Origin of the sequence: Exiguobacterium sp. s131 (assembly GCF_018617345.1) — a bacterium.
GTDB lineage: Bacteria > Bacillota > Bacilli > Exiguobacteriales > Exiguobacteriaceae > Exiguobacterium > Exiguobacterium profundum.
In genome coordinates this window covers 1-12,353 of the sequence record NZ_JACSJX010000006.1, presented here as the reverse complement: position 1 = coordinate 12,353, position 12,353 = coordinate 1, and the positions used below count along the sequence as shown (strand labels likewise).

Genomic DNA, 12,353 nt, shown 5'->3' with positions numbered 1-12,353 from the left:
CTATGAAACTCCATGAATTGAAGCCAACTCCAGGTTCACGTCACGAACGTAACCGTGTCGGTCGCGGTATGGCGACTGGTAACGGTAAAACTTCTGGTCGTGGACACAAAGGTCAAAAAGCTCGTTCGGGCGGTGGCGTTCGTCCAGGATTTGAAGGTGGACAAAACCCACTTTACCGTCGTCTTCCAAAACGCGGTTTCAACAACCCAACTCGTAAAGAGTACGCGGTTGTTTCCCTAGACACGCTTAACCGTTTCGAAGCAGGTACTGAAGTTACTCCAGAACTCTTAATCGAGACTGGTGTTGTCAGCTCTGCTAAAGACGGAATCAAGGTCCTTGCTAACGGCAAGCTTGAAACTAAATTGACTGTAAAAGCCAACAAGTTCTCGGGTGCAGCGAAAGAAGCAATCGAAGCAGCTGGCGGTACAGTTGAGGTGATCTGATGTTTCAGACGATCTCCAATATGTGGCGCGTGAAAGATATTCGACAGCGTATTCTCTTCACACTCGCAATCATCATCATTTTCCGCATCGGGGCTCATATCCCGGTGCCGATGGTGAATACGGATGTGTTGCGTTTTGACTCAGGAGGTCTTCTTGACTTCTTGAACTTGTTTGGAGGAAATGCTTTACAGAACTTCTCCTTGTTCGCAATGGGGATCATGCCGTACATTACGGCATCGATCGTTGTGCAACTTTTACAAATGGACGTCGTTCCAAAGTTTGCCGAATGGGCTAAACAAGGAGAGGCGGGCCGTAAAAAGTTAGCGACGGTCACGCGCTATGGGACGATCATCTTAGGCTTTGTCCAAGCGACTTCACTGTCGTTTGGATTTAACCGCCTCTACCCAGGTCTCGTCAATGAGACGTGGGGAACGGCAACTTACTTTGTGATCGCGATTGTACTCACTGCGGGTACAGCGTTCTTGATGTTCCTTGGTGAAATGACAACGGAGAAAGGTGTTGGGAATGGTATTTCCATCATTATCTTCGCCGGTATCGTCGCCGGGTTCCCAAGAATCTTCACGCAGATTTATGAAACAAAACTCCAAAACGCTGGAGATGCATTGTTCATTAATATCGTTTACTTGGTTGTATTGGCACTTGTTATTTTGGCTGTGACGGTTGGGATCATTTATGTTCAACAAGCGGCACGCAAAATTCCAATCCAATATGCAAAACGCACGGCGAACCGTACCCCAGTGGGCGGTCAGTCAACGCACTTGCCAATCAAACTAAACGCAGCAGGTGTTATCCCGGTTATCTTCGCGATTTCCTTCATGGTAACACCACCAACTGTTGCAAGCTTCATTGCTTCGCCGGAGACAACGCAAAAATTACAGACGTACTTTGACACGACGGCGCCAATCGGAATGTCGATTTACGTTGCGTTAATCATTGCGTTTGCCTACTTCTATACATTTATTCAGGTCAACCCTGAGCAAATGGCAGAAAACCTGCAGAAGCAAGGTGGTTATATTCCTGGGATTCGTCCTGGGGCGCAAACAGAACAGTACATCACGAAGTTGCTGTATCGATTGACTTTCTTCGGAGCGATCTTCTTATCGCTCGTGGCGATCATGCCGACAATCTTCATTAAGCTTGCCGGTCTTCCAACTTCCGTTCAAATCGGAGGAACGAGCTTGTTGATCGTCATCGGGGTAGCCCTCGAAACGATGAAACAAATCGAAAGTCAACTTGTAAAACGACACTATAAAGGCTTTATCCGTTAAAGCGGAAGGAAGGGTTGACCCTTCCTTCCTGTCGTGTTTACAAGCCCTTCGTGAAAATCAAAACTGGAGGCTAACCGAGATGAATCTAGTACTCATGGGCTTACCGGGTGCTGGGAAAGGGACTCAAGCGGCTAAAATCGTAGAAGAGTACCAAATCCCTCACATTTCGACAGGCGACATGTTTCGTGCGGCAATCAAAGGCGGAACGCCACTCGGTAAAGAAGCCAAGTCATTCATGGATAAAGGTGAACTCGTACCGGACGAGGTAACAATCGGAATCGTACGTGAACGCCTTAGCCAAGATGACACAGAAAAAGGTTTCTTACTCGATGGATTCCCGCGTACTGTTGCTCAAGCAGAGGCACTCGAAAGTTTGCTTAAAGATTTGGGGAAACAGATTGACCACGTCGTCAACATCGATGTGGATGCGGAAATTCTCGTCCCACGCTTGACAGGTCGTTGGATCTGCCCAACGTGTGGTGCGACATATCACGTGATCTTCAACCCACCAAAAGTGGAAGGCATCTGTGATGTGGATGGGTCGGCTCTCATGCAACGTGAAGACGATAAAGAGGAAACGGTTCGCCGTCGCCTTGACGTCAACATCGAGCAATCGAAACCACTCATTGACTTTTACGCTGAAAAAGGGTATCTTCGTACATTGGATGGAGATCGTCCAATCGATGTCGTATATGCCGATGTCAAAGCATTACTCGGTGATACTGAATGATCATCACGAAGACGCCTCGTGAAATTGCGATTATGCGTGAGGCTGGGCAAATTGTTGCTCGAACGCACCAGGTGCTCAAACAGCACATTAAACCAGGAATCACGACGCTTGAGCTCGACCGGATTGCGGAAGATTACATTCGCAGCCAAGGTGCGACGCCATCGTTCAAAGGCTATAACGGTTTTACCGGTAGTGTTTGCGCTTCGGTGAACGAAGAGCTTGTTCATGGCATTCCAGGAAAACGGGTATTGAAAGATGGAGATATTATCTCAATCGACATCGGTGCCTACTATAATGGATACCATGGAGATTCCGCTTGGACTTATCCAGTGGGAACAATCACAGAAGAGACACAGCGGCTACTTGACGTAACCGAAGAAAGTCTGTATAAAGGATTGGAGCACGCCAAGGCTGGAGGGCGATTGACAGATATTTCTCATGCGATTCAAGCATATGTTGAATCACATGACTTTTCTGTCGTCCGCGAATACGTCGGTCATGGTGTTGGACAAAATTTGCACGAAGAACCGCAAATTCCACACTATGGTCCACCGGGGAAAGGGCCGCGCCTGAAGACTGGGATGACGTTAGCCATTGAACCAATGGTTAATGCTGGTCAACGCTATGTTCGAACACTGGCTGATAACTGGACAGTTGTCACCGTGGACGGTAGCATGTGCGCCCACTTTGAGCACACCATCGCCATCACAGACGATGGATACGAGATTTTAACGAAACTCGATTCCGGTGAATGAGGCTCTATTGTTTCATACTGATCCGTTCTGGATCCTTCTCTCACAGTAGATGGCAATAGATCGTCTGTGCTCCTAAAGATTTTCATATAGAAAGGGGAATAAATGATGGCGAAACAAGATGTCATTGAAGTGGAAGGCACTGTTGTCGAACCACTTCCGAACGCAATGTTTAAAGTGGAGTTAGAAAACGGCCACACGGTGCTCGCGCACGTCTCAGGGAAAATTCGGATGCACTACATTCGGATCCTTCCAGGTGACCGCGTAACTGTTGAGTTGTCTCCATACGACTTGACTCGCGGGCGGATTACGTACCGTTATAAGTAACTCCGATTTTTCCAGGAGGAGGGTATACTCATGAAAGTAAGACCGTCGGTAAAACCGATTTGCGAAAAATGTAAAGTTATTCGCCGTAAGGGTAAAGTAATGGTAATTTGCGAAAACCCGAAACACAAACAAAAACAAGGTTAATTTCAGAGGAGGTGCACACATGGCACGTATTGCTGGTGTAGATATTCCACGCGAAAAACGTATCGTTATTTCGCTCACATACATCTATGGTATTGGTAAAACAAAAGCACAAGAAATTTTGAAGGCTGCTAACGTATCTGAAGAGACACGCACACGCGACCTTACTGAAGATGAACTCAACCGTATCCGTGAAGCAATTGACGGAATCAAAGTTGAAGGTGACCTTCGTCGTGAAGTTTCACTTAACATCAAACGTTTGATCGAGATCGGCGCATACCGCGGTATCCGTCATCGCCGTAGTCTCCCTGTTCGCGGTCAAAACACGAAGAACAACTCGCGTACTCGTAAAGGCCCACGCCGTACAGTAGCGAACAAGAAGAAGTAAAGGAGGGAATTGAACAATGGCGAAACGTAAGCAAAACGTACGTTCTAAACGTAAAGTTAAAAAACATGTTGAAGTCGGTGTGGTACACATCCGTTCTACATTCAACAACACAATTATCACAATCACTGATACGCAAGGTAACGCGATCTCATGGGCTACTTCTGGTAACCTTGGATTTAAAGGATCACGTAAATCGACTCCGTTCGCAGCGCAAATGGCTGCTGAAACTGCAGCGAAAGTTGCAATGGACAACGGTATGCGTACAGTAGAAGTTAACGTTAAAGGTCCTGGTGCTGGACGTGAAGCGGCTATCCGTGCGCTCCAAGCTACTGGTCTCGAAGTTACTGCAATCCGTGACGTAACTCCAGTTCCGCACAACGGTTGCCGCCCTCCAAAACGTCGCCGCGTATAATCGCTTGAGCGTGTGAGGGGTTTACCTAGCACGACAGCTTATACTTTAGCAGCTCAAACTGCACGGCAGGATATACTCAAGGAGGGGTTCAGATGATCGAGATTGAAAAACCAAAGATCGAAACGGTCGAAATCAGCGAGGACGCTACGTTTGGTAAATTCGTAGTAGAACCGCTTGAACGTGGATATGGCACTACTCTCGGTAACTCACTACGTCGAATTCTATTGTCATCGCTCCCAGGTGCAGCGGTAACAGCGGTTCAAATCGATGGCGTGCTTCACGAGTTCTCTACGATTGACGGTGTTGTCGAAGACGTCACTCAAATCGTACTCAACCTCAAGAAGTTGGCACTCAAAGTGTACTCGGAAGAAGAGAAAACGCTTGAGATTAACGTTTCAAGTGCCGGTGCTGTCACTGCGGCAGACATTACCCATGATAGCGACGTTGAAATCTTGAATCCTGAGCTCCACATCGCGACTCTCGCTGACAATGCGACGCTTCGCATGCGTTTGACTGCTCGCCGTGGTCGTGGTTACGTCCAGGCAGAAGATAACAAACGTGATGATATGCCGATTGGGGTCATTCCAATCGATTCGATCTATACACCGATTCAACGCGTGAACTACGAAGTAGATAAAACACGTGTCGGTCAAGACGCTAGCTTCGATAAGCTTTTGTTAGACGTGTGGACAGATGGTTCAATTCGTCCGGAAGAAGCTGTATCATTAGGGGCTAAAATTTTGACTGAACACTTGAACATCTTCGTTGGTTTGACAGATGAGGCTCTCAACGCAGAAATTATGGTCGAGAAAGAAGAAGACCAAAAAGAAAAAGTACTCGAAATGACGATTGAAGAACTCGATCTCTCAGTTCGTTCGTACAACTGCTTGAAGCGCGCTGGCATCAACACTGTTCAAGAACTCGCAAACAAATCAGAGGAAGAGATGATGAAAGTTCGTAACCTCGGACGTAAATCACTCGAAGAAGTTCAACACAAGTTGGACGAACTCGGTTTGGGCTTGCGTAAAGAAGACTAAGTTCAACCGAAGGAGGGAAATGTAATGGCTTATTCGAAACTTGGCCGTACAAGCTCGCAACGCAAGGCGCTTTTGCGTGATCTTGCAACTGACCTAATCATCAACGAGCGCATTCAAACAACTGAACAAAAAGCGAAAGAACTTCGCCCAGTCGTTGAAAAATTGATCACTCTTGGGAAACGTGGCGATCTTCATGCCCGTCGTCAAGTAGCTTCATTCGTTCGCAAGGAGAACGCTGGAGAAAAAGACGCAATCCAAAAATTGTTCGAAGACGTGGCACCACGCTACGCTGAACGTCAAGGTGGATACACGCGCATCATGAAAGTCGGCCCACGCCGCGGTGATGGTGCAGAAGTTGTAATCATCGAACTCGTCTAATTCATTAGGCAGTCAACAGGGCATGCGGTGACGTATTGCCCTGTTTCCACATCAGAAAGGAGTCGACCTATGGAATCACAAATTATGGTACGGGATGTCGTATTTCATTACCCTGGACAGTCTGAGCCGGCGCTTAACGGCCTATCGCTCGATGTATATAAAGGGGAATGGCTTGCGATTGTCGGCCATAATGGTTCTGGCAAGTCGACACTGACGAAGTTGTGGAACGGACTTCTCATTCCTGAACAGGGGGAAGTTCGCGTCGAGACACTCGATCCGTCGAACGCCGCAGACGTGTGGGACGTTCGAACGCGAATCGGGGTCGTCTTTCAAAATCCCGACAATCAATTTGTCGGGGCGACCGTGCGCGATGATGTGGCATTTTCTCTCGAAAACATGGGACTTCCACGTCAAGAAATGGTTCGTCGAATTGATGACAGTCTAGCGCGCGTTGGATTATCGGAACTAGCGGACCGTGAACCGCATCAGTTATCCGGTGGACAAAAGCAGCGCGTTGCGATAGCTGCGGCTCTCGCAATGCGCCCGCGTGTCCTCGTGCTCGATGAAGCGACCTCCATGCTCGACCCGATTGGGCGACAAGAGGTATTACAAACGGTACGACAGCTCGTCTCGGAAGGGATGACCGTTGTCGCCATTACACACGAGCTCGACGAAGTGTTGTTTGCTGACCGTATCATTGCATTGTCGAAAGGCAAGATTGCGATGACCGGCACACCTGAAGACGTGTTTCAACATCCAGATACGCTTCGTGACATTCAACTAGATGTCCCGTTTATCGTTCGGATGCAACTCGAACTGAAGGCACGTGGCATTCCACTCGATCGTCTGATGCTACAACATTCGGAGTTGGTGAACCATCTATGCCGATACGCATTGAAGAAGTAACATATCAATACCAAATGAATACTCCGTTTGAACGAACCGCGCTGCGCGATGTGAATGTAACCATTCCGTCGGGAGCGCTTGTTGCGTTTCTTGGGCATACTGGCTCAGGGAAATCGACACTCGTTCAACATATGAACGGCTTATTGCGCCCGACTGACGGACGTGTGGTGGTCGATGATATCATTGTCACCCCGATTCGGACGCGTCGTGACAAGAAACAGAATCTTTTGCCGCTTCGGCGTCGCGTTGGGCTCGTCTTTCAATATCCAGAGCACCAATTGTTTGAAGAGACGGTCGAACGCGACGTCATGTTCGGTCCGCGCAACTTTGGCGCGACAGATGCCGAAGCGAAAGAGCGAGCCCACGAGGCCCTTCGTCTCGTCGGCTTGGATGAAACGTTATGGGACCGTTCGCCGTTTGATCTTTCAGGAGGGCAGATGCGCCGTGTCGCGATTGCAGGTGTTTTAGCGAGCCGGCCTGATGTGCTCATTGTCGATGAACCGACAGCGGGTCTCGACCCAATTGGGAGACGAGACATGCTCGCCTTATTCAAACGTTTACGAGAAGAGTTGAACCTTACGTTGATCCTTGTCTCGCATGACATGGATGATGTACTCGCCTATGCGGAGCGCGTCATCGTGATGGAGCGTGGTCAGGTGGCGTTTGATGGGGACCCGTTTGAATTGTTCCAAGACGAGGTACTGGTGCGACGTCTCCAGCTCGACATCCCGCACGTCTTACGATTCGCTCGTGACATGGCACCGGTTCTTGGAGAAACGTCCATCCCGCTCGTACGAACCGAGAGCGAGCTGGCGGATTGGGTGGCGGAACGGCTGAAAGGGGGAGCGACATGATTATCGGTCAATATATACCCGGACATTCGTGGCTTCATTCCCTTGATGCGCGTGCCAAGACGCTCTTCATTTTAGGATTCATCCCAGTTGTTTTTTTAGCTGACAACTTATGGACGAATTTATTTTTACTCGCGTTCACGTTGTTTGCGGTCAAACTGTCACAGTTATCGTGGCGCTATTTATGGAACGGACTTCGCATGATCTTATTTTTGATCGTCTTCACGTTGATCTTACAACTGTTATTCAATCGAGACGGGACACTTCTATTCGAATTAGGACCGATTGCGATTTATTCGGAAGGAATTCGAATGGGGCTGATTGTCTCGCTTCGCTTCTTTTATCTCGTCATGTTGACGACACTCGTGACGTTAACGACGACACCGATGGAATTGACCGATTCGATTGAAGCGGGGCTACGGCCATTCGAACGGATTCGTGTGCCGGCCCACGAAATTGCGTTGATGCTTTCCATTTCACTCCGTTTCCTACCGACGCTTGCGGATGAGACGGACCGGATTATGAAAGCTCAGCAGGCGCGTGGGGTCGATTTGATGAGTGGACCTTGGAAATCCCGTCTAAAAGGGGTTATCCCTCTTTTGATTCCATTGTTCATTTCTGCGTTTAAGCGTGCTGAGGACCTCGCTACGGCTATGGAAGCCCGTGGTTACCGAGGAGGAGAAGGGCGGACGAGGTTGCGTGAAATGGAATGGCAAATGCGTGACACAGCCGTATTACTCGTCTTTATCGCGTTGACGCTCATTTTGTTTGGATTGAGAGGGATTGGATGAGACGAATTAAACTAATTGTCGCCTATGATGGGACACATTATGCGGGATATCAAGTGCAGCCGAATGGCAATACCATTCAAGCGGAGATCGAATCTGTCTTGGCACGTATGCATCGATATCCGGTAAAAATCGTCGCCTCAGGTCGTACAGACGCTCGCGTCCATGCGTTAGGACAGGTGATTCACTTTGACACGTCGTTAGAGATGCCCGCTGAGCGCTTCGTCAAAGCGTTAAACGCCATGCTACCAGACGATATCCTCGTTAAACAGGCGGAAGAAATAGACGATACGTTCCACGCACGTTACGGTGCGAAGCGAAAAGAGTATCGCTATTATATCCGTCAGACCGAGGATCCGTTTCGTCGGCACTATGCTGCGACCGTGACGTATAAGCTGAGCCTTGAGGCGATGCGTCAAGCGATGGAGCGGTTGATTGGGACCCACGACTTTACGTCGTTCTCTGTGACAAAGGCAGAAGTCGAAGATCGGGTCCGTACTATCTATGAAGCAGAAGTGCTCGAAATGGGAGACGAGATCATATTCCGTTTCGTTGGATCAGGTTTTCTATACAACCAAGTCCGCATCATGGTAGGGACGGTCATCGAGGTAGGGAGAGGCAAGTATCAGCCCGCAGATATCACACAAATGCTAGAGGCGAAGGACCGCCGCGTAGCGGGGATTACCGCCCCCCCACACGGTTTGTATTTGTGGAATGTGAATTATGAAAAAGTAGATTGACATTCCCCTTATAAAATCGTATTATATTCATTGGCATTTCATTTTCAAATTTAGAGATGAACCACAATCTTAGCCCCGTAAACTAGGATTATGATAAAGCATCAAAAAATTAAGTGAACAGACATTTCTAGGAGGTATTCCACATGCGCACAACATTCATGGCTAAAGCATCTGAAGTAGAACGCAAATGGCTCCTTATCGACGCAGAAGGCAAAACACTTGGTCGTTTGACTAGTGAAGTAGCTTCACTTCTTCGCGGTAAGCACAAGCCGACTTTCACACCACACGTTGATTGCGGAGACCACGTCATCATCATCAACGCTGAGAAAATCAAATTGACTGGTAACAAATTGAATGACAAGATCTACTACCGTCATTCAGGTCATCCAGGCGGTTTGAAATCACAAACTGCAAAAGAGCTTCTCGCAAAACGTCCAGAGCGTATGCTTGAACTCGCGATCAAAGGGATGCTTCCAAAAGGATCACTCGGTCGTCAACAATTCAACAAACTCCACGTTTACGCTGGAGCTGAACACAAGCACGAAGCACAAAAACCAGAAGTTTACGAACTTCGCGGTTAATCGAGACACAGGGAGGAACTAAACGATGGCAGATGTACGTTACTACGGAACAGGCCGCCGCAAACACTCGGTGGCTCGCGTTCACCTCGTTGCAGGTGACGGTAAAGTTGTTGTAAATGGCCGCGATATCTCAGAATACTTCGGTCATGAGACTTTGATCATGATGGCTAAATCACCACTCGTATTGACTGAAACAGAAGGTAAATACGATGTAATCGTTAACGTTAACGGTGGTGGATACACTGGACAAGCTGGAGCAATTCGCCACGGCGTATCACGTGCGCTTCTTCAAGCGGACCCAGAATTCCGTCCAAGCCTCAAAGAAAAAGGCTTCTTAACTCGTGACGCTCGTATGAAAGAACGTAAAAAATACGGTCTTAAAGCAGCACGTCGCGCACCACAATTCTCGAAGCGTTAATCTTCGCGATGTGGTTCGAACTCTCCATCCTTTCGGGTGGAGAGTTTTTTGTTTGAAATAGTCGATTCCGAACCCGTCAAGAAAACGCTTTTTTTGATATACTGATATCGAAACAGTTAGAAGGGGGAAGCAATATGCTTACAGTAGAGCAAGTACGCGAGGAATTGGCGGGGCTTGTTGATCCGACGATCAACCGAACGCTTGGAGATACAGCAGGAGTAAAAGACATTCGAATCAAAGAAGACTATGTCAGTGTAAAAGTGGCGCTCGGACAAACAGGGAGCGGGGAACAGCTTCAGTTACAACAAGAAATCGTCACGTTGCTCAAGGGGAAAGGCTTTAAGACGGTCGGGCTTCGCTTTGAGGCATTGAATGATGAAAGTTTGAAAGAGGCGACGAAACCGGCAATCCTCCGTGAAAACTCAGGGACGACGTTTATCGCCATCGCTTCTGGTAAGGGTGGCGTAGGAAAATCGACAGTATCCGTCAACTTGGCTGTCGCGCTTGCGCGAGCGGGTAAAAAGGTCGGGTTGATTGATGCGGATATTTACGGCTTCAGTGTTCCAGATATGCTCGGCATCGAGGAACGACCGGTTGTTCGCGGCGAGAAGATCATTCCAGTCGAGCGTTTTGGCGTGAAAGTCATCTCGATGGGATTCTTCGTGGAAGACAATGCGCCGGTCATCTGGCGTGGACCGATGCTCGGGAAAATGTTAAATAACTTCTTCAATGACGTCGAGTGGGGCGATCTTGACTATCTCTTGCTCGACTTACCGCCGGGAACGGGGGATGTCGCGCTCGATATCCATTCGATGCTCCCATCATGTCAGGAATTGATTGTCACGACACCTCATGCGACAGCAGCATTCGTTGCGGCTCGTGCCGGAGCGATGGCAATCAAAACGAACCACAAACTATTAGGTATCATTGAAAACATGGCTTATTTCGAAAGTAAGCTAACTGGTGAAAAAGAATACGTATTCGGTTACGGTGGTGGAGAAAAGCTTTCAGAAGCATTGAAGAGTAAGCTACTTGCTCAAATCCCGCTCGGCCAACCGTACGACAATGAAGAGGACTTTGCACCTTCTGTCTATCGGGATGGACATCCGTTCGAGCATACGTATGATGAGTTGGCGCAAGCAGTCATTAAACAAATAGAAGGGTGAATCGGTGAGAGATGAAAGTACAAGGTTTTTTACGTTTGTTTTGGACAACGCTCGTATTCGGGACGTTGTTCGGGTTCCTGATGAATTTATTGGCGAACCCGGGTTATTTGGTCAGTCAGTCCTGGGAGGCAATTGTCACGGCGCTTAGTTATTCGAGTACATGGACGGGAATCAGCATGATGGGTTTCTTTGCCTATTTGATTATTCATCGAGTCGGACTCGACTTGTTTAGAGGGCCACGTCTATGGAATCGCGTTCAAGTGTTACTAATCGCTTTTGCGATTTTTGATGCCGTCTACTTACGGATGCTCGCATTCGGTAATGATCACATGTGGCGTTATATCGGTGAGATGCTTGTGTTACTCATTGTCGCTTGGGTCGTTGCTGCGAGTAAGGCGAAACAAACAAATAGGAGTGCTTTCATCCCGACACTTTTCTTAATGACTGTCATTACGTTAATTGAATGGATTCCAGCTCTGCAAACAACGGACGAGATTCCATTGCTCTGGCCGGCACTAGCCACATTGGTGTTTGCGAACGCTTATCAGGTATTAATGCTTCATCGCTTCCAACAGACAGGACAAGCGGTTCAAGTCGCTTCACCCGAAGTTAGAAAGAAAAAAATGAAGAAACAGATGTCGTCTAAATCATCGTAAAAAGTAAATGGTTGTGTGGATAATCCGAAGTGTTTCGGGTGATCCGCCAACCATTTTTTATTCATTTCAACAAAACAAAGAAAAATTAAAGTTTTTTTAGAAAAATAGTTGACGGTTTTTTAGGATGCTGATATATTAATAAACGTCGCTGATGTTGTTCACGAAACAAACTTCAGGAAGCGAAAAAAATAATAAAAAGTGGTTGACTTTAATAAGTCAAATCGCTATTATTAAAAAGTCGCTAACACGACAACGATTGGTCTTTGAAAACTGAACGATGAGGCAAAAATAAGTTTTACAATTTTTGAATGAAGCGCAAGCTTCGTCAATTTAAGAGCTATATCAAATTC

The 12,353-nt window shown here is 47.7% G+C and carries 18 protein-coding genes; all 18 read left to right on the top strand.

Annotated elements, in window-relative coordinates; translation table 11 throughout:
- The first annotated feature begins 2 nt into the window (after nucleotides 1–2).
- The 18 genes from rplO (at nucleotide 3) to KNO69_RS14405 (ending at nucleotide 12,003) form a co-directional block, all read left to right on the top strand.
- On the top strand, nucleotides 3–443 hold the full coding sequence (gene rplO, locus KNO69_RS14490; RefSeq protein ID WP_012727658.1) for a 50S ribosomal protein L15: 441 nt from the start codon (nucleotides 3–5) through the stop codon (nucleotides 441–443).
- On the top strand, nucleotides 443–1,732 hold the full coding sequence (gene secY / locus KNO69_RS14485) for a preprotein translocase subunit SecY (protein ID WP_012727657.1): 1,290 nt from the start codon (nucleotides 443–445) through the stop codon (nucleotides 1,730–1,732). The genes rplO and secY overlap by 1 nt, the downstream gene beginning before the upstream one ends.
- A gap of 79 nt (nucleotides 1,733–1,811) precedes the next feature.
- On the top strand, nucleotides 1,812–2,462 hold the full coding sequence (locus tag KNO69_RS14480; RefSeq protein WP_012727656.1) for an adenylate kinase: 651 nt from the start codon (nucleotides 1,812–1,814) through the stop codon (nucleotides 2,460–2,462).
- Complete coding sequence (gene map / locus KNO69_RS14475; protein WP_031421863.1) at nucleotides 2,459–3,217, top strand: type I methionyl aminopeptidase; 759 nt, start codon at nucleotides 2,459–2,461, stop codon at nucleotides 3,215–3,217. Before KNO69_RS14480 ends, map begins: the two co-directional genes overlap by 4 nt.
- A 105-nt stretch (nucleotides 3,218–3,322) precedes the next feature.
- Nucleotides 3,323–3,541: a translation initiation factor IF-1 gene (gene infA / locus KNO69_RS14470; protein ID WP_021066622.1), complete on the top strand. Its 219-nt coding sequence runs from the start codon at nucleotides 3,323–3,325 to the stop codon at nucleotides 3,539–3,541.
- A gap of 30 nt (nucleotides 3,542–3,571) precedes the next feature.
- On the top strand, nucleotides 3,572–3,685 hold the full coding sequence (rpmJ, locus tag KNO69_RS14465) for a 50S ribosomal protein L36 (RefSeq protein ID WP_003156543.1): 114 nt from the start codon (nucleotides 3,572–3,574) through the stop codon (nucleotides 3,683–3,685).
- 19 nt (nucleotides 3,686–3,704) lie between these two features.
- Nucleotides 3,705–4,070 (top strand): 30S ribosomal protein S13, encoded by a 366-nt coding sequence (rpsM, locus tag KNO69_RS14460; RefSeq protein WP_012727653.1) that lies wholly within the window; start codon nucleotides 3,705–3,707, stop codon nucleotides 4,068–4,070.
- Nucleotides 4,071–4,086: 16 nt separating this feature from the next.
- Nucleotides 4,087–4,482, top strand: coding sequence for a 30S ribosomal protein S11 (rpsK, locus tag KNO69_RS14455; RefSeq protein ID WP_012727652.1), 396 nt, complete (start codon nucleotides 4,087–4,089; stop codon nucleotides 4,480–4,482).
- 92 nt (nucleotides 4,483–4,574) lie between these two features.
- Entirely contained in the window at nucleotides 4,575–5,519 is a 945-nt protein-coding gene (locus KNO69_RS14450) for a DNA-directed RNA polymerase subunit alpha (RefSeq protein ID WP_012727651.1), read from the top strand.
- A gap of 24 nt (nucleotides 5,520–5,543) precedes the next feature.
- Nucleotides 5,544–5,897, top strand: coding sequence for a 50S ribosomal protein L17 (gene rplQ / locus KNO69_RS14445; protein ID WP_012727650.1), 354 nt, complete (start codon nucleotides 5,544–5,546; stop codon nucleotides 5,895–5,897).
- 69 nt (nucleotides 5,898–5,966) lie between these two features.
- Nucleotides 5,967–6,803 (top strand): energy-coupling factor transporter ATPase, encoded by an 837-nt coding sequence (locus KNO69_RS14440; RefSeq protein WP_031421869.1) that lies wholly within the window; start codon nucleotides 5,967–5,969, stop codon nucleotides 6,801–6,803.
- Nucleotides 6,779–7,657 (top strand): energy-coupling factor transporter ATPase, encoded by an 879-nt coding sequence (locus KNO69_RS14435; RefSeq protein ID WP_078147865.1) that lies wholly within the window; start codon nucleotides 6,779–6,781, stop codon nucleotides 7,655–7,657. The genes KNO69_RS14440 and KNO69_RS14435 overlap by 25 nt, the downstream gene beginning before the upstream one ends.
- Nucleotides 7,654–8,445: an energy-coupling factor transporter transmembrane component T family protein gene (locus KNO69_RS14430; protein ID WP_214818914.1), complete on the top strand. Its 792-nt coding sequence runs from the start codon at nucleotides 7,654–7,656 to the stop codon at nucleotides 8,443–8,445. Before KNO69_RS14435 ends, KNO69_RS14430 begins: the two co-directional genes overlap by 4 nt.
- Entirely contained in the window at nucleotides 8,442–9,182 is a 741-nt protein-coding gene (gene truA, locus KNO69_RS14425; RefSeq protein ID WP_214691670.1) for a tRNA pseudouridine(38-40) synthase TruA, read from the top strand. Before KNO69_RS14430 ends, truA begins: the two co-directional genes overlap by 4 nt.
- Before the next feature lie 143 nt (nucleotides 9,183–9,325).
- Nucleotides 9,326–9,763: a 50S ribosomal protein L13 gene (gene rplM, locus KNO69_RS14420; protein ID WP_012727645.1), complete on the top strand. Its 438-nt coding sequence runs from the start codon at nucleotides 9,326–9,328 to the stop codon at nucleotides 9,761–9,763.
- A 25-nt stretch (nucleotides 9,764–9,788) separates the two neighbouring features.
- Nucleotides 9,789–10,181: a 30S ribosomal protein S9 gene (gene rpsI / locus KNO69_RS14415; RefSeq protein WP_012727644.1), complete on the top strand. Its 393-nt coding sequence runs from the start codon at nucleotides 9,789–9,791 to the stop codon at nucleotides 10,179–10,181.
- Nucleotides 10,182–10,315: 134 nt separating this feature from the next.
- The gene (locus tag KNO69_RS14410) at nucleotides 10,316–11,347 is read left to right on the top strand and encodes a P-loop NTPase (protein WP_026824853.1); all 1,032 of its coding nucleotides are present in this window, start codon (nucleotides 10,316–10,318) and stop codon (nucleotides 11,345–11,347) included.
- A gap of 11 nt (nucleotides 11,348–11,358) precedes the next feature.
- Nucleotides 11,359–12,003 carry a KinB-signaling pathway activation protein gene (locus tag KNO69_RS14405; protein ID WP_214818913.1) on the top strand — a complete coding sequence of 215 codons (645 nt, stop codon included), beginning with the start codon at nucleotides 11,359–11,361 and terminating at the stop codon, nucleotides 12,001–12,003.
- Nucleotides 12,004–12,353: the final 350 nt, after the last annotated feature.